Source organism: Rathayibacter sp. AY2B3 (assembly GCF_002931755.1).
In the GTDB taxonomy this organism is placed as follows: domain Bacteria; phylum Actinomycetota; class Actinomycetes; order Actinomycetales; family Microbacteriaceae; genus Rathayibacter.
This window is the reverse complement of the sequence record NZ_PSUG01000001.1, coordinates 144,361-163,547: the sequence shown is the minus strand read 5'-3', so window position 1 is coordinate 163,547 and position 19,187 is coordinate 144,361. Positions and strand designations below refer to the sequence as shown.

Sequence of the window (19,187 nt, the reverse complement as noted above, 5' to 3'; positions counted from 1 at the left end):
GCTCCCACTCTCTCCTGTGAGGTCTCACCCGTGGACACCGTCGACGCCCGCGCCCGCGCCCCCCGGCATCCGCTCGCGCCTGAGTGGCTGCACACGCCCGCCGACCCGAACGCGCTGGCCGACGGCGTGTGGCCGGACAGCGCCGAGCGCGGCGAGGACGGCGCGCTCCGGATCGCCGGAGTGCCCGTCGCCGAACTGGTGCGCGAGCACGGCACTCCTCTCTACGTGGTGGACGAGGCCGACGCCCGTCGCCGGGCCGTCGAGATGCGCGAGGTCTTCGCCCGCGAGCTCGGCCGCATCGGCACCGGCGTCACCGTCTACTACGCGGGCAAGGCGTTCCTCTCGACCGAGGTCGCCCGCTGGATGCGCGACGAGGGGCTGAACCTCGACCTCTCCAGCGGCGGCGAGATGGCGGTGGCCCTCGCGGCCGGGATCGAGCCCGAGCGCTTCGGCCTCCACGGCAACAACAAGTCGCTCCGCGAGATCGACCGGGCCGTCGAAGTGGGCGCGGGCACGATCGTGCTCGACAGCCTCGTCGAGATCGAGCGCGTCGCGGCCGCGGCCGAGCGGCACGGACGCGTGCAGGCGGTGCGCCTCCGGGTCAACAGCGGAGTGCACGCGCACACCCACGAGTTCCTCGCCACGGCGCACGAGGACCAGAAGTTCGGCCTCGCGCTCGCCGACTGCCCGGCCGCGGTCGCCCTCATCCGCTCCTTCTCGTCCCTGCGGTTCCTCGGGCTGCACTGCCACATCGGATCCCAGATCTTCGGCTCCGCCGGGTTCGCGGAGTCGGCGTCGCGCCTGCTCGACGTCCACGCGGCACTGCTCGCGGACGGCCCCGTGCCGGAGCTCAACCTCGGCGGAGGCTTCGGCATCGCCTACACCAGCGCCGACGACCCGACCCCGATCGCCGAGATCGCGGCCGCCGTCGCCGACGCGGTGGCCGAGCAGTGCGCGGCCCGCGGCGTCCCGGTCCCGCACATCGCGATCGAGCCCGGCCGCTCGCTGATCGGGCCCGCCGGCGTCACCCTCTACGAGGTGGGCACCGTGAAGGACGTGACGGTCGGCTCCGAGGGCTCGACCGCGGTCCGCCGCTATGTCAGCGTCGACGGCGGCATGAGCGACAACGCCCGTCCGGCGCTCTACGGCGCCGACTACACGGCGCGGATCGCCGACCGCTCCTCCTCGGCCGAGCCCGCCCTCGTGCGGGTGGCCGGGAAGCACTGCGAGTCGGGCGACATCGTCGTCCACGACGACTTCCTGCCCGCGGACGTCCGGCCGGGCGACCTGCTCGCCGTCGCCGCGACCGGCGCCTACTGCTGGTCGCTCGCCAGCAACTACAACTACCTCGGGCGCCCCCCGGTGGTCGCCGTCCGCGACGGGCGCTCCCGCGTCCTCGTGCGCGGCGAGACCGAGGAGGACCTCCTCCGCCGCGACGCCGGCATCGAACGAAAGGCCACCTCCCGATGATCGAGTACCGCAGCCTCCGCGTCGCCCTGCTGGGCGCCGGGTCCGTCGGTGCCCAGGTGGCGCGCCTCCTGCTCGACCACGGCGACGAGCTCGCCCAGCGCGTGGGGGCGCCGCTGGAGCTCGTGGGCGTGGCCGTCAGGGACGTGGACGCGCCCCGCACCACCGACATCCCGAAGCATCTCCTGACCACCGACGCCGAGTCGCTGATCCTGGGCGCCGACATCGTGGTCGAGCTGATCGGCGGGCTCGAGCCCGCCCGCAGCCACATCCTCACCGCGATCTCGTCCGGCGCGGACGTGATCACGGCCAACAAGGCGCTGCTCGCCGCCCACGGCAACGAGCTCTTCGAGGCGGCCGACCAGGTCGGCGCCCAGCTCAACTACGAGGCGGCCGTCGCCGGCGCGATCCCGATCATCCGGCCGCTGCGCGACAGCCTCGCCGGTGACCGGGTCCACCGCATCCTCGGCATCGTCAACGGCACGACCAACTACATCCTCGACCGGATGGACACCGAGCACGCGAGCCTCGAGGACGCGCTCGCCCGCGCGACCGAGCTCGGCTACGCGGAATCCGACCCGACCGCCGACATCGAGGGCTACGACGCGGCGCAGAAGGCGGCGATCCTCGCCCGCCTCGCGTTCCACACCGACGTCCCGGTCACCCTGGTGCACCGCGAGGGCATCACCGGCATCACGAAGGCGCAGGTCGACCAGGCCCGCGACTCCGGCTACGTGATCAAGCTGCTCGCGATCTGCGAGCGGCTGACCGACGCCAAGACCGGCGTGGAGGGCGTCTCCGCGCGGGTCTACCCCGCGCTCGTGCACCGCTCCCACCCGCTCGCGGCCGTGCACGGGGCCAACAACGCGGTCTTCGTCGAGGCGGAGGCGGCCGGGGACCTGATGTTCTACGGCGCCGGCGCCGGCGGGATCGAGACGGCCTCCGCCGTCCTCGGCGACGTCGTCTCGGCCGCCCGCCGCCACGTCGTCGGCGGCCCCGGCCTGGTGACCAGCGCGAGCTCCGGGCTCGCGGTCCTCCCGATCGGCCACGTCACGACCCGGTACCAGGTCACCCTCGAGGTCCTCGACCGCCCCGGCGTCCTCGCGCAGATCGCGGGCGTCTTCGCCGACCACGGCGTCTCGGTCGAGACACTGGTGCAGACCCCGCCCGGCGCCGACCCGCTGGAGGAGCAGGGCGGTGCGGAGCGGCGCGAGCCGACCGCTACCCTGGTCATCGGCACGCACGCCGCGGCGGAATCCGATCTGGCGGCCACCGTCACCGCCCTCCATTCGCATGGTTTCGTCGGCGCCGTGACGTCCGTTCTACGAGTTGAAGGAGCCTGAGATGGCCAAGCAGTGGCGCGGAGTCCTGCACGAGTACGCGGACCGCCTCGATGTCACCGAGGCGACCCCGGTCATCACTCTCGGTGAGGGCGGCACGCCGCTCATCCCCGCGGCGGCCCTCTCGGCGCGCACGGGCGCGAAGGTGTGGGTCAAGTACGAGGGCATGAACCCGACCGGCTCCTTCAAGGACCGCGGCATGACCATGGCGATCTCGAAGGCCGTCGAGCACGGCGCGAAGGCCGTCATCTGCGCCTCGACCGGCAACACCTCCGCGTCGGCCGCCGCCTACGCGACGCACGCCGGCATCACCGCGGCCGTCCTGGTGCCCGAGGGCAAGATCGCCCTGGGCAAGCTCAGCCAGGCGATCGCGCACAACGCGCAGCTGCTGCAGGTGCAGGGCAACTTCGACGACTGCCTCGACATCGCCCGCGACCTCGCGAAGAACTACCCGGTCCACCTGGTCAACTCCGTGAACCCGGACCGGATCTCCGGCCAGAAGACCGCGGCCTTCGAGGTCGTCGAGGTCCTGGGCGACGCGCCGGACTTCCACATCGTGCCGGTCGGCAACGCCGGCAACTACACCGCCTACTTCCGCGGCTACTCGGAGGAGCTGGAGCGCGGCGAGTCGACCCGCCTCCCGCGCATGTTCGGCTTCCAGGCCGAGGGCTCCGCCCCCATCGTGCACGGAGCGCCGGTCCGCCACCCCGAGACGATCGCCAGCGCGATCCGGATCGGCAACCCGGCCTCGTGGGAGCTCGCTCTGAACGCGCGCACCGTCAGCGACGGCTACTTCGGCGCGATCAGCGACGAGAAGATCCTCGAGGCGTACCGCATCCTCGCGGGCGAGGTCGGCGTGTTCGTCGAGCCGGCGTCGGCGATCAGTGTCGCGGGGCTCCTCGAGCGCGCCGAGGCCGGAGCGATCCCGAAGGACGCCACCGTCGTCCTGACGGTCACCGGCCACGGGCTCAAGGACCCGCAGTGGGCGCTCCGCACGGCCGACGGCGCGGACATCACGCCGACCGTCGTCCCGGTCGACACCGCCGCGATCGCGGACGTGCTGGGGCTGGCCGGCGCATGACCTCGGCGGTTCCCGTCGGCCGCACCGTCCACGTCAAGGTCCCCGCCACCTCGGCGAACCTGGGCCCCGGCTTCGACACGCTCGGCCTGGCGCTGTCGTTCTACGACGAGCTCGACGTGACGGCCGTCGCGGCCACGGGTGCGCGGGTCACCGTGCACGGAGTCGGCGAGGGCGAGGTGGCGACCGACGAGACGAACCTCGTCGTGCAGGCCATCGCGTACACGTTCGCCGACCAGCGGCAGGAGATGCCCGGCATCGAGGTGATCGCGCGCAACATCATCCCCCACGGCCGCGGGATGGGATCCTCCGGCGCCGCGATCGTCTCCGGCATCATGGCCGCGAAGGGCCTGCTCGAGGGCGTCGTCGAGCTGGACTCGGACGACCTCCTCCGCATCGCCACCGAGATGGAGGGGCACCCCGACAACGTGGCGCCCGCGCTGTTCGGCGGCCTCACCATCGCCTGGGTCGAGCCGCACGCGTCCGGCGCCGACGACTCGCCGCTGCGCCCGCGCTCGAAGAAGCTCATGGTCCACCGCGGTGTGTCCCCGGTCGTCTTCGTGCCCGAGCACACCATGTCGACGCGGCTGGCACGCTCGCTGCAGCCGCAGAGCGTGCCGCACGAGGACGCGGTGTTCAACGTCTCGCGCTCCTCGCTCCTGATCGCCGCCCTCATCCAGAGCCCTGAGCTGCTGTTCGCGGCGACCGAGGACAAGCTGCACCAGAACTACCGCGCGGCCGCCATGCCCGAGACCTCCGCGCTGATCGCGCTGCTGCGCTCGCACGGCTACGCGGCCGTCGTCTCGGGTGCCGGACCGAGCGTCCTGGTGCTCTGCAGCGACCCTGCACAGCGCCTCGCCGCCGCGGATCTGGTGGAGCGGGAGGCCCCCACGCCGTGGCGCGCGCACATGCTGGCCGTCGACTTCAAGGGTGCTACAGTGGGGACCGCATCCCGAGGAACCGCGTAACGAGCGGAATCTGTCCGACGGATCGTCCCGACAACCACGGCCATCACATCGTGTGAAGGGCGCCCCTGCTCCTCTTGCAGACCGGCGCCTGGTCTCCGGGCCCTCTCTTCGCTCTCTGCGGCAGTCGGTCCCGGCGGCCGAGAGCATCGCGTGGATCAGAACACGCGATGGCACCGCACGGTCGATGAGCTCTCCCGGTGAGCACTCGTTCCCGGGGGGAAGGAACCCTCTCCAGTGACAGACGTCAACACCCACGGCTCGACCGTGGACCTCACCGCCGACCTCTCGGGTCTGCGCGTCGCCGAGCTCCAGGCTCTCGCGACGCGGCTCGGCCTCGGCGGCGCCTCCAAGCTCCGCAAGGGCGAGCTGGTCCAGGCCATCTCGGACCTGCGCGCCGCCTCCGCCGAGGACGCGCCCGCCGCGATCGCCGACGCGGTCGCTCCGGACGACGCAGCGGTCGCCCCGGACGTCGACGCCACCGGCGTCGAGGCCGAGCCGGCCGATGTGGCCGAGCAGTCCGCTCCGCAGCCCGAGGCGCCGGCGGAGCTGCCGACGCCCGTCGAGAGCACCGAGGCCGACACGGCCGACGTCCTCGAGCAGGCTGCGCCCACCGTCGACGAGCCCTCCGCGACGGCCGCCGAGTCGGCCCCGGTCGAGCTCGAGCTCCCCGCGGCGGCCGAGCCGGTCGCCGAGCCCGCCGAGCGCACGCCCCGCCGCCGCAGCTCGCGCCGTGCCTCCAGCGGCACCGTCGCCGCCGGCGAGCACCTCAACATCCCCGGCGGGACCGGCGTCGAGTCGCTGATCCCCGACCTCCCCGTGATCGAGCAGGACCGCGACGCCGACCAGGCCCCGAGGCCCGTCATCGACATCGAGCTGCCCAACGGGCCGGAGTCGGACGACTCCTCCCGCGAGGGCGGCCAGCGCGAGCGCCGCGGACGCCGCCGCAGCCGCGGGGGCGGCTCCGAGCAGGGCGAGCAGGCCGAGCAGGCGCCCGCCGAGAACGACGCCGACTCCTCCGACTCCGGCGACCAGCAGGAGCAGCAGAGCGGTGACCAGCAGCAGAACGGGGACCAGCAGGGCACGGGCCGCGGCCGCAACCGCCGCAACCGCAACCGCAACCGCGGGGACGACCGCCAGAACGACGCTCAGCAGAGCCCCGCCGCGCAGTCGCAGCCGCAGAACGGCCAGGGCACGCGCGCCGCGCAGTCCGAGGGCCAGCAGGCTCCTCAGCAGAACGGCTCCGGGCAGCCCCAGAACGGCCAGCAGGCCGAGGGCGAGGACGGCCGCCGCAGCCGCTACCGCGACCGCAAGCGCCGCGGCGGAGCGATCGGCGACGACTTCGAGCCCGAGATCGGCGAGGACGACGTCCTCATCCCCGTCGCCGGCATCCTCGACGTCCTCGACAACTACGCCTTCGTGCGCACGACCGGCTACCTGCCCGGCGTCAGCGACGTCTACGTCTCCCTCGGCCAGGTCAAGAAGTACAACCTGCGCAAGGGCGACGCGGTCGTCGGCGCCATCCGCCAGCCCCGCGAGGGCGAGGGCGGCGGCCGCCAGAAGTACAACGCGATCGTCCGCGTCGACTCGATCAACGGCCAGACCGTCGAGGAGGCCGCGGCTCGCGTCGAGTTCCAGAAGCTCACGCCGCTCTACCCGACCGAGCGCCTGCGCCTCGAGACCGAGCCCGGCAAGCTGACCCAGCGGATCATCGACCTGGTCGCCCCCATCGGCAAGGGACAGCGCGGCCTGATCGTCGCGCCGCCCAAGGCGGGCAAGACCATCGTCCTGCAGCAGATCGCCAACGCGATCGTGCAGAACAACCCCGAGGTCCACCTGATGGTCGTCCTGGTCGACGAGCGTCCGGAGGAGGTCACCGACATGCAGCGCACCGTGCGCGGCGAGGTCGTCGCCTCCACCTTCGACCGCCCGGCCGAGGACCACACGACCGTCGCCGAGCTCGCGATCGAGCGCGCCAAGCGCCTGGTCGAGCTGGGCCACGACGTCGTCGTGCTGCTCGACTCCATCACCCGCCTCGGCCGCGCCTACAACGTGACGGCGGCCCCCTCGGGCCGCGTGCTCTCGGGCGGCGTGGACGCCTCGGCGCTGTACCCGCCGAAGAAGTTCTTCGGAGCGGCGCGCAACATCGAGAACGGCGGCTCGCTCACCATCCTCGCGACGGCGCTCATCGAGACCGGCTCGAAGATGGACGAGGTGATCTTCGAGGAGTTCAAGGGCACCGGCAACATGGAGCTCCGCCTCTCCCGCCACCTCGCCGACAAGCGGATCTTCCCCGCCGTCGACGTCAACGCCTCCGGCACGCGCCGCGAGGAGATGCTGCTCAGCGCCGACGAGGTCAAGATCACCTGGAAGCTGCGCCGCGCCCTCGCCGGGCTCGACCAGCAGCAGGCGCTCGAGATCATCCTGTCGCGCCTGAAGGAGACCTCGTCCAACGTCGAGTTCCTCATGCAGGTCTCGAAGTCGGCCGTCGGCCCGGCCACCGCCGGCCACGGCAACGGCCACCACTAGCGCCCCGACGTCCGCGGTCGCCCCTGTCACCGGGGGCGGCCGCGGACGTTTTCGCGTCCCCGGGCGATGAGCCCGACCCCGACCACCTCCGGAAGCCAGGACCCCATGTTCGAATCCGTCAGCGTCCTCCTCGCCGAGCACGAGGACCTGCAGACGCAGCTCTCCGACCCGGCCCTCCACGCCGATGCCGCCCGCGCCAAGAAGGTCAACCGGCGCTACGCGGAGCTGAGCCAGATCAAGGCGGCGCACTCCGCCTGGGTCCAGGCCGGCGAGGACCTCGAGGCCGCGCGCGAGCTCGCCCGCGAGGACGAGGCCTTCGCGGAGGAGGTCCCCGAGCTGGAGGAGTCGCTGCGGGTGGCGCAGGAGAAGCTGCGGCGCCTGCTCATCCCGCGCGACCCGGACGACGGCCGCGACGTCATCATGGAGATCAAGGGCGGCGAGGGCGGAGCCGAGAGCGCGCTGTTCGCGGCCGACCTCCTCCGGATGTACCTGCACTACGCCGAGGCGAAGGGCTGGAAGACGGAGATCCTCGACCGCGACGAGTCCGACCTGGGCGGCTACAAGAACGTGCAGGTCGCCATCAAGAGCAACGCCACCGATCCCTCGCAGGGCGTGTGGGCGCACCTCAAGTACGAGGGCGGCGTGCACAGGGTGCAGCGCGTCCCCGTGACCGAGTCGCAGGGGCGGATCCACACCTCCACCACGGGCGTGCTCGTGTTCCCCGAGGTGGACGCGCCCGAGGAGGTCGCGATCAACCAGAACGACCTGAAGATCGACGTCTACCGCTCCTCCGGTCCCGGCGGGCAGTCCGTCAACACGACCGACTCCGCCGTGCGGATCACCCACCTCCCGACCGGGATCGTCGTCTCGATGCAGAACGAGAAGAGCCAGCTGCAGAACCGCGAGGCGGGCATGCGCGTGCTGCGCGCCCGCATCCTGGCGCGCCAGCAGGAGGAGATCGCCGCGGCGGCCTCCGACGCGCGCAAGACGCAGATCCGGACGATGGACCGCTCCGAGCGCATCCGGACCTACAACTTCCCCGAGAACCGCATCGCCGACCACCGCACCGGCTACAAGGCGTACAACCTCGACGGCGTGATGAACGGTGCGCTCGATCCCGTGGTGGAGAGCGCCATCCAGGCCGACGAGGAGGCCCGCCTGGCCGACATCGGCTCCGAGGAGGCGTGACCCTCGTGACCACCGGCGCCGACGCGCGCACCCTCCTCGCGGACGCGGTCGCCCGCCTCGCCGCCGCCCGCGTCCCCACGCCGGACGTCGACGCGGAGCTGCTGCTCGGGCACCTGCTCGGGCTCGGCCGCGGCCGGCTGCAGGCGCGCCTCATCACGGGGCTGAGCGTCGACGACGAGCACGCCGCAGCGTTCGCGAGCGCGATCGAGCGCCGGTCCGCTCGCGAGCCCCTGCAGCACATCACCGGGATCGCGCCGTTCCGCTCGCTCGAGCTCGCGGTCGGACCCGGCGTGTTCGTCCCGCGCCCCGAGACCGAGGGCGTCGCGCAGATCGCGATCGACGCCCTCCGAGCGGTCGTCGACCCGGAGCCGGTCGCCGTCGACCTCGGCACGGGCAGCGGAGCCCTGGCCCTCGCACTCGCGCACGAGGTGCCGCACGCGCGCGTGATCGGCGTGGAGAACGCTCCCGAGGCGTTCATCTGGGCCCGCGGCAACCGCGAGCGGCTCGGGCTCGAGAACGCGCGCATCGTCTTCGACGACCTCGCCCGGGCGCTGCCCGAACTGGACGGCACCGTCTCGGTGGTCGTCTCCAACCCGCCGTACATCCCGGCCGCGGCCGTCCCGCGCGACCCGGAGGTGCGGCTGTTCGATCCGCCCTCCGCGCTCTACGGCGGCGAGGACGGGCTCGACGTCGTCCGCTCGCTCTCGGCCACGGCCCTCCGCCTGCTCCGGCCCGGGGGAGTGCTCGTGATGGAGCACGGCGAGCTGCAGGGCGCCGAGATCCGCGACCTGCTCACCGCCGACGGCTGGCGCGGAGCGACCACGCAGCGCGATCTCACCGGTCGCGACCGCGCGACGGTGGCGGTGCGCTGACGCGTCGCGGGGCTCTGCTAGCCTCAGCGGCGATCCGGTGGCCGCGCCGGGCAGGCAGGCTCGGGAGGCTCGCATCGTCCCTGCACGCGATCGGCCGCGCCGTCGGCTCCGCCGCACGCTGGTGATCGTCCTGGCGGTCGTGGTGGTCGCGGCCCTCGTCGTCGTCGCCGTGCGGCTCCTCGAGCGGGGCGACCGCACTGCTCCCGTGGCCTGCGCGCCGGCGTCCGCCTCCGCGTCGCCAGCGGGGACATCCGCCACCGGCTCGGTCGACGACTACCTGGGCGGCCGGTCCGCCCTCCGCGGCGTGAACGTGTTCGACCTGCAGTCGCGCGTCGACGTCGGAGTCGACTGCACCGCCGGGAACCCGGCCGAGAGCTACGAGTTCCTGGCGGGCCGCGGGCTCACGCTGGTCCGGCTCGCGGTGCCCTGGTCGCTCCTGCAGCCGCAGGCCGAGGGGGAGAGCACCGACGACGCGCTGGCGAAGGGGCTCGATCCGGCGGCGGTCTCGCTGCTCCGGACCGAGATCGCCGCCATCGGCGCCGCCGGCATGCGGGTCGTGCTCGACCTGCACAACAACGGCACCTACCCGGCGAGCCAGGGCGATCTGCCCGAGGGGACGGTCTGGTTCGGATCCGGGCTCTCGGTGTCCCAGGCGCAGCGGGTCTGGACCCTGCTCGCGGCGGAGTTCCAGGACGACGGACGCATCGCCGCCTACGACCTCTTCAACGAGGTGAAGCGGGCGCTGGTCCCGGTCGAGACCTACAAGGCCTACACGCAGGCCGTGGTGTCGGCCGTCCGGGGGACCGGTGATCGGCACACGATCTGGGTCGAGGGGATGCGGGAGGCGACGACCGGCACCGTCGCCGCGATCGCGCCGGACGGGCCGTGGATCCAGGATCCGCTGGACCGGATCGTGTACTCGCAGCACTTCTACCCCGGCGGCACGGGCACGACCCTGCGCTCGGACAAGCAGGGCGGCAGCGACGAGGAGGTCTTCGTGGCGGCTGTCACGACCTTCGGACAGTGGTGCCGGCAGTACTCGGTGCACTGCTCGGTCGGCGAGGTCGGCTGGCCGAGCGATCAGAGCCTCTCTCTCGCCGCGGGCGGCGCGGGCTCCTGGACGGACGTCGGCGAAGCCTTCTACACGGCCGCCGACACCTACGGCCTCGACGTCACCTACTTCGGCTCCACCCGGAAGTCGGACTGCGGCTGGCTGATGGCCTACTGCGGCGACGATCACGAGATCGACGACGCACGCTCCCAGAGCTCCGTGATCGAGGCGCACCTCCTGCGCTGAGCGCAGATGTCCCCCTGGTGGGAGGGGGTCTCCTCGAATAAGGCTCACTCGCGCCACCCGTCGGCGACCCCTTCCGACAATGGGGGCGCGGGGCTCTCCCCGCGCCCACGACCGCACGTCCGGGAGGCCCCCCTTGATCGGCGACCGAACCACTCACGAGAACCCGGGGCGTCCCGCCTCCCTCCTGCGTCGCGGTGTCCTCGCCGCCGGTGCGATCGGCGCGGTCGGCGCCTGGAGCGCCGCCGCGGCCCCCGCCGCCGAGGCCGCGGTCACGATCTCGCAGGGCGAGCTCGACCGGATCGCCGTGGTCGCCTCCGCCGCCCGCTTCTCGGGCATCGACGCGACCGGCGCGACGGACTCGAGCGCCGGCCTGCAGAAGGCGATGAACGCCGTCCCCGAGGGCGGCCTGCTGGTGATCCCGACCGGCACCTACCTCGTCGGGACCTCGCTCTACCCTCGGCTCGCCAAGTCCCTGCGGGTGAGCGCGCACGGGGCGACCCTCATCGCCACCTCGTCGAAGCCGATCTTCTCGGTCTCCGGGGCGTACGGCACCGTCCTCCCCGTCACCGCGGTGACGATCGCCGCGCCCGCCGGAGCCTCCGCCGTGTCGCAGCTGAGCGTCGGCGGCACACCGGACTGGGCTCCCGGCACGATCGTGAAGATCGTCTCGGACGACCCGATCCCGGAGCGCCGGCCGGGGGACGGCGTCGTCGAGTCGCGCCTGGGCGAGTTCGCGGTCGTGCGCTCCTCCTCCGGATCGACGGTGGTGCTCGGCGGAGTGCTCCGCGAGACCTACAGCACCAACATCCGCGTCGCGCAGATCTCGGACCAGACCTTCTCGATCGAGGGGGGCACCCTGATGGTCGCGGCCGCGCGCGCGACCGCGTCGAACGAGCCCCTCGTCTACTTCTCCCGCCTGCGCTATCCGCAGCTGCGCTCCGTGACGGTCACCCGTGCCTCCGGCCCGGTCTTCCGCTTCACCTCCTGCTACGGATACCTCGTCGAGGACGCGGTCGTGCGGTTCGCGACCGACGACGCGGGCTCGTCGATCCTCGGGTACGGCGTCTCCGACGTCGGGAGCAGCTTCGGCCAGGTCGACCGCGGCGTGTACTCGCATGTGCGCCACTCCTACTCCGACGACACCAACCGCGTCGCGGCCAACAGCGATCTCTCCGGCTACGGCCGCACCTACGGCACGGTCGTCTCGGGAGTGAACGCGCTGATGACCACCTCGAGCGCCTTCGACACCCACCACTGCTCGGAGGGAGTGACCTTCATCGGCTGCACGGCCACCTCCGGCATCGGCCAGGGCAGCCAGGGGCAGTCCGGCTACCAGCTGCGGGGGATCGGGCACCGGGTCGTGGACTGCACGGCCCGTTTCGTCGAGAACGGCGTCATCGTGCAGGACGAGGCCAAGGGCGGGGACTCGCGCTCGCACCAGATCAACGGATTCCGGGCGTTCGACGCCCGGGGAGCCGCGGTGCGCGTCGTCCGTCGCCCCGCCGGGCACCCGAGCGCCGGCGTCTTCGACCCCTCGCCGACGGTGACGGCCTCGGACGTCTACGCCGAGCGCACCGGAGCGCTGCTGGTCAGCTACAACGCCTCGGTCGTGCTGGCCGGTGGCGTGTTCCGCGCGGGCGCGAGCAACCCCGGCACCGGCGACTACCACGGCATCTACTCCGAGAACAGCCTGCTGCGGATCCGCGACACCATCCTCGACTTCGAGGCCAACACCTCCGGCACGCCCCGGCCCATCGGCTCGGGCAGCACGGCGGGCGCGGTCCCGGGTCAGCAGCGCACGGAGATCGACGGACTGGAGGTGCGCAGCACGCCCGACGTGGTCGCCCGCACCTGGGGCGTCTTCAGCGGAACGGACCACCTGGTGCGCGCCCGCAACGTGCGGTTCAGCTACCCGTTCCGCTACATGCCGGGGGAGAACCTGTCGCCGCAGTCGTCCGTCGAGTGGCGGTGCGACGTGCCCGCCGACGGAGCGACCGAGGTCGCCACCTCCGGCGTCTTCGTCTGGGGCAACAACGAGGTCACGGCGACCCAGAAGCGCCTGCCGCTCTCACCCGACCCGGTGATCATGGTGCGACTGGTGTCCACGAACACGCTGACGATGGCGGCACTGCCTTCGGGCAGCGTCTTCGGTCAGCGGCTGCACCTGCTGCACGCCGGGGCGCGTCCGGTCACCGTGCGTCACGGCGCTGCGGGCGGTACTGCGCTCACCGGCGGCCAGGACGTCGCCGTCGATCCGGGCGGGCAGCTGCTGCTGTTCTGGGACGGCGGGGCCTGGCGCCAGTCGGTCTAGCCGCAGGGCTGCACGGCCGGCCGACGTCCGACCGTGCACCGGGTCAGCGGGGGAGGTACTGCCGGCTACGCTTCGGCGATCCGGCCTTCGACGGCGGCACCGGAGGCGTCTTCGCTCGACGAGCCGCGACGGCCACGGCGAAGACCAGCGGCCAGAGCGCGAGGGGCACGCCGGGGTTCGAGAAGTGACTGTGGATGGTGGAGATCACCACGAGCACGACCATCAGGATCGTCACCGGGAACACGGCCGCGGCTCCGAGCATCCGACGGGAGCGGAGCACGACGGCGAACGCGACCAGCAGCAGCAGGACCTCGGCGAGGAGGCCGAGGACTCCGCTCGCGATCAGCGTGCGCATCCACTCGGACTCGGGCGACACCCACACCAGCGAGGACGGCCGCACGGGCCAGCCCTTGTCGACGGCCGAGTAGACCTGGGTGCCCCAGCCGTTGAGCGGACGCTCCGCGATGGCGGGGAGGGTCTCCGTCACCCAGATGTTGACCCGGTAGCCGATGGTCTGCGGCAGCCAGGAGTACTGAGCGATCGCGTACTGCGACTGTCCGGACTGCTGCTCCAGGCGCGCGGCGATGCTCTGCCCGAGCACGAGCCAGCCGGCCGCCAGCACGGCCACTCCCGAGAGGACCAGGACGGGGCGGGCCTTCAGCCGCAGGGCGGTGAGAGCCAGGATGACCGCTGCGGCGCCGATCGTCGCGAACGTCAGCGTCGTGACGGCGCCCGCGAAGAGCACGGTGAGGGCCGCGACCGGCCAGGGGGCGAGCTTCGTACCTGCGGAACTGATGATCAGGTCGACGCAGGACGCCGCGATCACGCAGGCGAGGTACCCGCCGAGAGCGGTCCAGTGGCCGATCGTCGACGTGCCCCGGATGTCCCAGCCGCTCGAGAGCCGCTCGGCGAGACCGCCGGAGCTCGTGATCTGCACCAGCACCTCGTTGACGCCGGGCACGCGCAGCAGCTGGGCGATCGCGATCAGCGCGACGAGCACGCCCGGTGCGCTGAACCCGCGGAGGAACGGCGCCAGGTCCGACGGAGCGCGGACGACCATCCGGACCGGGAAGGTGGCCGCATAAGAGACACCGATAGTGAGCAGTACGCCGATGAAAGGCGAATGCCTCAATTCGCCCGAATTCACGAGTTCGAGCATTCCCCAGACGGTGAGGAGGAGAAGGAAGGAGTAGTCGAGAGAAGTCAGTCTCACTCGGGCGAGAAGAGCTCTGTCCTTCCAGAGAAGTGCCGTGAGGAAAGACAGCCCCACCAGCAGCATGCTCACTCCCTGGAAAGGCCCGAGAGCATTGACCTGGACTCCGACGAGTCCTGCCGCGGAGCCCAGGAGCGCGCCTACCAGTAGCGGTCGTCTCGCCCGTCGAGGATCGCTCGATGGCATTCCGCTTCGCGCGACCCTCTGCCGCCCGTTGGGGGGTACAAGAGCTGATCGATTGTTCGAGATGGGATCGTCTTCCGTCGAGAGCGCGGGCGCCGCTCGCTAGCGGGGATATCACGCGGTGAGGCAGCTGTGCCGAGTGCCGTTAGTCTAGGTCGGCGTCGTGATTCTCGCATGCCGCAGGACGAGGAGAGCATACTTCTGTGCCGAAGATCGACGTTGTCCACTGGAATCCCGCACAGCCGATCAGTCGCGCCCCCTGGGCCCGATTCGTGCCGATCCGCAGGAGAGTCGACAACTTCGGCGATCTGCTCGGCCCGATGATCGTGGAGCGGATCCTGCAGCGCGAGGGGATCTCGCCCGGCTCCGCTGCCGAGCGCCGCCGACTGCTCGCCGTGGGGTCGATCCTCAAGCTCGCCCGCGACGGGGACACCCTGTGGGGCATCGGTGCGAACGGCAAGTCGCTGGACGCGCGGTTCGACTTCACCGACCTCGACGTCCGGGCCGTCCGCGGCCCTCTGACCCGCGGCTTCCTCCGCGCCCGGGGCATCGCCGTCCCCGAGGTCTACGGCGACCCGGGCCTGCTCGTCGGCACCCTCTGGGGCCGCGAGGAGCTGCGCCGCGGCACTCCCGACCGCCGGGTGACCGTCCTCCCGAACCTCAACGATCTCCGCCGGATGCGCGCCGACGGGACAGCCCCTCGGGCGGAGGACGGCCTCGTCGAGCCGACGCGCCCCGTCCTCGAGGTGCTGGGTGCGATCGCGGCGAGCGACCTCGTCGTCGGCTCGTCTCTGCACGCGATCGTCGTGGCGGAGTCGCTGGGGATCCCGGCCCGGCTGGTGGCCTCGGCGAGCGAGCCCGACTTCAAGTACCGCGACTACTACGAGGGCTCCGGCCGCGCGGGCTTCACCCCGGCCGCGACCGTCGCCGAGGCGATCCAGGCCGGGGGCGAGCCGCCCCTGCACTGGCGTCCGGACGCGCTGCTCGAGGCCTTCCCGCGCGATCTCTGGGGGAGCGTCGTCGAGGCCGCGCGGTGACGATCGCCGGTGACGCCGCCCGCGGCGCCGCTGCCACGCTCGGCGGGCAGTGGATCCGCTTCGTCCTGCAGCTGGGCGCGCTCGCGGTCCTCGCGCGCCTCCTGAGCCCGGACGACTACGGCGTGGTCTCCATGGTGCTGGCCATCGCCGGAGTCGCGACGCTCCTGGGCGACTTCGGGCTCTCCATGGCGTCAATCCAGTCCAGCGACGTGACCGACGCCCAGCGCAACAACCTGCTCTGGATCAACGTCCTCCTCGGGCTGGTGCTGGGCGGGATCGTGTTCCTGCTCGCGGTGCCGATCGCGGCGTTCTACGGGCGCGACGAGCTCGTCCCGGTCTGCCAGGCGCTGTCCGCGGTGTTCGTGGTCAACTCCGTCACGGCCCAGTTCAAGGCGGAGGTCTCCCGCCGCTTCCGGTTCCGCTGGCTCGCCGCCTCCGACGTTCTGGCGCAGCTCGTCGCCTCCACCGGCGCGGTCCTGCTCGCGCTGTCAGGAGCCGGCTACTGGGCCCTCGTCGCCCAGCAGCTGCTGGTCGCGGTCACGACCCTGGTCGTCCTGGTGATCGGTGCCGGCTGGCTGCCCGGCCTGCCCTCGCGCACGCAGGGCATGCGCGCGTTCCTCGGCTTCGGCGCGAACACGGTCGGGGTGCAGCTGGTCAATTACATCAGCGGCAACGCCGACAGTGTGCTGATCGGTCGGGTCTGGGGCGCCGGCGCGCTGGGCGTCTACGACCGTGCCTACCAGATCTTCCGGATGCCGCTCCAGCAGATCGCCGCGCCGATGACCAGGGTCGCCTTCCCCGTGCTCTCGCGGATGAAGGACAGCCCCGAGTTCGAGCGGTACGTGCAGCGGGCTCAGCTCGTGCTCGCCTACGTCATGGGCGGAGTCTTCTTCGCGGCAGCCGCGCTCGCCGACCCGATCATCGAGATCGCGCTCGGCCCCGGCTGGGACGAGTCGAAGACGATCTTCCGGATCCTCGCGATCGGCGGCGTCTTCCAGGCGCTCGGGTTCGTCTACTACTGGGTGTTCCTGGCGAAGGCGTTGACCGGGCTCCAGCTGCGGTTCAGCATCGTCTCGCGCTCGCTCATGGTCGTCTTCATGGCGATCGGAGTGGTGTGGGGGCCGATCGGCGTCGCGATCGGCAGCACCGCCGGCCTCGTCCTGAACTGGGTGGTGCTGTCGTTCTTCGCCGTGCCGCGCGCCGGCATCGACGTGAGGGCGCTCCTCCTGCAGGCCTGCCGTCCGCTCGCGCTCGGTGTCGCGATCGTCGTCGTCTCTCTGCCCGCGCTGGCGCTGACCACCGGCCTCGGCGCCCTGGGCCAGCTGCTGATCGTGGGCGCGATCGACCTGGCGATCGCCGGGCTCGCCGTCCTCCTCCTCCGCGCCTACCGGGAGGACGCGCGGCTCCTCCAGCGGACCGTCCTGGCGATCCGCCGGCGCTGACGGCGCGGAGGCGCCCTCGGCGCCCCCGGTCGCGGAGGACACCCGGCCCGGGTGCCCCGGCGGTCAGAGGGCGAGCGAGCCGCGGAGCCCGGCGAGGCGCTCCCGCCCGACGGCGAGGTCGGCCAGGAGCCGGTCCCTCTGATCGAGCAGGGCCTGCGCCCGCTCCAGGGCGTCCGCCTCGCCGGTGACGTCCTTCTCGGCGAAGGCCACCGGCAGGGTCGTGACTGCGGCGAACGTGCGGCGCACCTTCTCCGGGTCGCTCGTGGTGAAGCCGATCGGGACGGCGCCCTCGGTCATCCCGAGGATGAGGGCGTGGATCCGGTCGCTGACGACCGCGGCGCAGTCGCGGTAGAGCTCGCGCACCCGCTCCTCGTGGTCGGCGTGCGAGACGGAGGCGTCCCAGCCCAGGACGGTGCCGTCCAGGTCGCGGGCGAGCTCGGCGCAGCGCTGCTCGTCCTCCTGCATCTGATCGACGACGACGATGCGGGCGTCGAGCGAGCGGGCGAGTGCGCGCACCGTCCCGAGCCAGACTCCGGTGGGGGCCGGGCGATCGCCCCTCAGCGCGACGGCGATCGCACGGCGCTGATCCGCAGGGCGGAACCGCTCGGGCGCGCTGCCCAGCGCGAAGGCCCAGTCCGGAGCGACGGTCCCGATGCCCAGGTCGGACCGGCTGTCCGGGTCGCGCCAGCTGGTCGTCCCGGTCAGGGAGAGCATGCGTCGGAACCACCGGCGGGGGAGAGCTCCCTGGTCCCGCCGCAGCGCGATGCCGAGGGCGACGGGACGGCCGCCGCCGAGGCGCGAGCGGGTCAGCAGCGCCGTCTGCCAGGCGGAGTTGACGAGGAAGCGGCGATCGAGGACCCATTCGCCCGCGTTCAGCGCGAAGCCCATGCGGGAGCCGCGCGGGCCCACGGCGAGGGCGGCGCGGAGCCAGCTCGAGCGGGAGTGGTAGACGACGTCCTCCGCGGACAGGCCCAGTCCCGAGATGTACGCGGAGTGGGTGCCGGCGTAGACGTGCAGCTGTCCCTGGTCGCGCAGTGCATCGAGGTACGCCCGGCGGAGCACCGAGTCGCCCAGGTTCTCCTTCTGGCCGCTCGGATTGACGAAGATGCGGGTGCTCATGAGGTCCCTCTTGTTCGGCGGGCACGAGCGACGGGGGCGTCGACCGCGAGGTGGTAGGCGCGGGCGTAGGACGCGCCGACGGCGCTCCAGTCGCGTCCCGCGAGGACGGGTCCCGACGCGGGGAGATCGGCGGTCGCGCGGACGGCGGCGAGCAGGTCGTCGCGGTCGATCCCGCCGTCGAACATGCGTACCCACTCCTGCCCGACCTCGTCGGCGAGCAGGACGTTCGCCGGGGTGCGCGGCACGAGGACGGGGCGGCCGAGCGACAGCGCGACCAGCAGGATGCCCGAGTTGTGCATCTCGGTGTACGGGAGGATCACCAGCTGCGACGAGGTCATCTCGGCGACCATCTCCTCGTCCGGCACGAAGCCGAAGCGCGTCGCGACACGGGCGTCGAGAGCGGCGGCCCGCGCGATCCGCTCGGCGAGGGCCGCGGGCGCCTTGCCGACGACGCCGAGGACGAGCTCCGGATCGTCCAGCTCCCGGAAGACCTCGACCAGGCGCTCGACGTTCTTGTAGGGCTCGATGCGGCCGAAGTACAGCAGTCGTCCCGGCTGCACCGGAGCGCTGTGCTCGAGCGGGAGCACGTCCCGGTAGTGGCCGTGGGGGATGAGGACGGAGCGTGCACCGCGCGGCACCGGCGTCACCCCCGTCAGGGTCACGAAGAGGTCCGTGCGGCGCTCGAGAGCGGACAGGAGCGCCGTCTCGATGCGACCGCCGGGGGCGTGCGGCTCGAGGTTGTGCAGAGTGCGGACGATCTTTCCCCGGGAAAGCGACAAGCGAGCGAGAAAGAGCGCGAACAATGCCGTCCGTGCCGCGGCTATCGGCTTCGATCTCCCTCTCATCAGGAATTCCGGCCAGTGGACGTGGAACACGTCCCATCCGCCGATCAACGCCTTTCTCCAGGAGAAGAAGGAGAAGTCGATCTCTTCGGGAGCGAAGCGCGTCACCTGGTCGACGAATCGCGTGGTTCCGTCCGGCGGAGCGACGGAGAGGAGGACTCGGACGGTATTCCTCTTCGGGGCCGGATCGGTCACGCGTGATTCCCTTTCAATGTGTTCAGGATATGAAGTCCCCTTTGGGAATCCGATGATTGTCGGTCGGACGAACGGGTGTCATGCCACCGTCCTGCACTGTCTGTAATAC

Annotated in this window: 14 protein-coding genes; 11 read left to right on the top strand and 3 right to left on the bottom strand. The window is 72.1% G+C overall.

Annotated elements, in window-relative coordinates:
• The first annotated feature begins 30 nt into the window (after positions 1-30).
• The 9 genes from lysA to C5C24_RS00675 all read left to right on the top strand — a co-directional run bounded on the left by lysA (position 31) and on the right by C5C24_RS00675 (position 13,047).
• Positions 31-1,470, top strand: a complete 1,440-nt coding sequence (lysA, locus tag C5C24_RS00715; protein ID WP_104277098.1) for a diaminopimelate decarboxylase — start codon at positions 31-33, stop codon at positions 1,468-1,470.
• Entirely contained in the window at positions 1,467-2,810 is a 1,344-nt protein-coding gene (locus tag C5C24_RS00710; RefSeq protein WP_104277099.1) for a homoserine dehydrogenase, read from the top strand. Before lysA ends, C5C24_RS00710 begins: the two co-directional genes overlap by 4 nt.
• 1 nt (position 2,811) lies before the next feature.
• Positions 2,812-3,888, top strand: coding sequence for a threonine synthase (thrC, locus tag C5C24_RS00705; RefSeq protein ID WP_104304051.1), 1,077 nt, complete (start codon positions 2,812-2,814; stop codon positions 3,886-3,888).
• A complete protein-coding gene (gene thrB, locus C5C24_RS00700) occupies positions 3,885-4,853 on the top strand; it encodes a homoserine kinase (protein ID WP_104223004.1) in 969 nt (322 codons plus the stop codon). Before thrC ends, thrB begins: the two co-directional genes overlap by 4 nt.
• 234 nt (positions 4,854-5,087) lie before the next feature.
• Entirely contained in the window at positions 5,088-7,379 is a 2,292-nt protein-coding gene (rho, locus tag C5C24_RS00695) for a transcription termination factor Rho (protein WP_104304050.1), read from the top strand.
• Positions 7,380-7,484: 105 nt separating this feature from the next.
• A complete protein-coding gene (gene prfA, locus C5C24_RS00690) occupies positions 7,485-8,567 on the top strand; it encodes a peptide chain release factor 1 (RefSeq protein WP_104277101.1) in 1,083 nt (360 codons plus the stop codon).
• Positions 8,564-9,439, top strand: coding sequence for a peptide chain release factor N(5)-glutamine methyltransferase (gene prmC, locus C5C24_RS00685; RefSeq protein ID WP_104277102.1), 876 nt, complete (start codon positions 8,564-8,566; stop codon positions 9,437-9,439). The genes prfA and prmC overlap by 4 nt, the downstream gene beginning before the upstream one ends.
• A 121-nt stretch (positions 9,440-9,560) precedes the next feature.
• Positions 9,561-10,736, top strand: coding sequence for a glycoside hydrolase family 5 protein (locus tag C5C24_RS00680; protein WP_181109925.1), 1,176 nt, complete (start codon positions 9,561-9,563; stop codon positions 10,734-10,736).
• A gap of 133 nt (positions 10,737-10,869) precedes the next feature.
• On the top strand, positions 10,870-13,047 hold the full coding sequence (locus tag C5C24_RS00675; RefSeq protein ID WP_104304048.1) for a hypothetical protein: 2,178 nt from the start codon (positions 10,870-10,872) through the stop codon (positions 13,045-13,047).
• A gap of 43 nt (positions 13,048-13,090) precedes the next feature.
• Here the strand turns inward: C5C24_RS00675 and C5C24_RS00670 are convergent, their stop codons facing one another.
• Positions 13,091-14,260, bottom strand: coding sequence for an O-antigen ligase (locus C5C24_RS00670; protein WP_181118438.1), 1,170 nt, complete (start codon positions 14,258-14,260; stop codon positions 13,091-13,093).
• A 386-nt stretch (positions 14,261-14,646) separates the two neighbouring features.
• Here C5C24_RS00670 and C5C24_RS00665 point away from each other — a divergent pair, with 386 nt between their 5' ends.
• On the top strand, positions 14,647-15,480 hold the full coding sequence (locus C5C24_RS00665) for a polysaccharide pyruvyl transferase family protein (protein WP_104277105.1): 834 nt from the start codon (positions 14,647-14,649) through the stop codon (positions 15,478-15,480).
• Positions 15,477-16,922 carry a lipopolysaccharide biosynthesis protein gene (locus C5C24_RS00660; protein ID WP_181109933.1) on the top strand — a complete coding sequence of 482 codons (1,446 nt, stop codon included), beginning with the start codon at positions 15,477-15,479 and terminating at the stop codon, positions 16,920-16,922. The genes C5C24_RS00665 and C5C24_RS00660 overlap by 4 nt, the downstream gene beginning before the upstream one ends.
• Before the next feature lie 63 nt (positions 16,923-16,985).
• Here C5C24_RS00660 and C5C24_RS00655 read toward each other — a convergent pair whose 3' ends face one another.
• Together C5C24_RS00655 and C5C24_RS00650 are read right to left on the bottom strand one after the other, a co-directional pair.
• A complete protein-coding gene (locus C5C24_RS00655; protein ID WP_104304047.1) occupies positions 16,986-18,041 on the bottom strand; it encodes a polysaccharide pyruvyl transferase family protein in 1,056 nt (351 codons plus the stop codon).
• On the bottom strand, positions 18,038-18,820 hold the full coding sequence (locus C5C24_RS00650) for a glycosyltransferase (protein ID WP_181109936.1): 783 nt from the start codon (positions 18,818-18,820) through the stop codon (positions 18,038-18,040). The genes C5C24_RS00655 and C5C24_RS00650 overlap by 4 nt, the downstream gene beginning before the upstream one ends.
• Positions 18,821-19,187 lie beyond the last annotated feature (367 nt).

What these genes read in the sequence shown, in the direction of transcription:
- thrB (WP_104223004.1), top strand. Translation starts at nt 3,885, where the DNA reads ATGACCTCGGCGGTTCCCGTCGGCCGCACCGTCCACGTCAAGGTCCCC.
- prfA (WP_104277101.1), top strand. Translation starts at nt 7,485, where the DNA reads ATGTTCGAATCCGTCAGCGTCCTCCTCGCCGAGCACGAGGACCTGCAG.
- thrC (WP_104304051.1), top strand. Translation starts at nt 2,812, where the DNA reads ATGGCCAAGCAGTGGCGCGGAGTCCTGCACGAGTACGCGGACCGCCTC.
- C5C24_RS00710 (WP_104277099.1), top strand. Translation starts at nt 1,467, where the DNA reads ATGATCGAGTACCGCAGCCTCCGCGTCGCCCTGCTGGGCGCCGGGTCC.
- C5C24_RS00655 (WP_104304047.1), bottom strand. Translation starts at nt 18,041, where the DNA reads ATGAGCACCCGCATCTTCGTCAATCCGAGCGGCCAGAAGGAGAACCTG.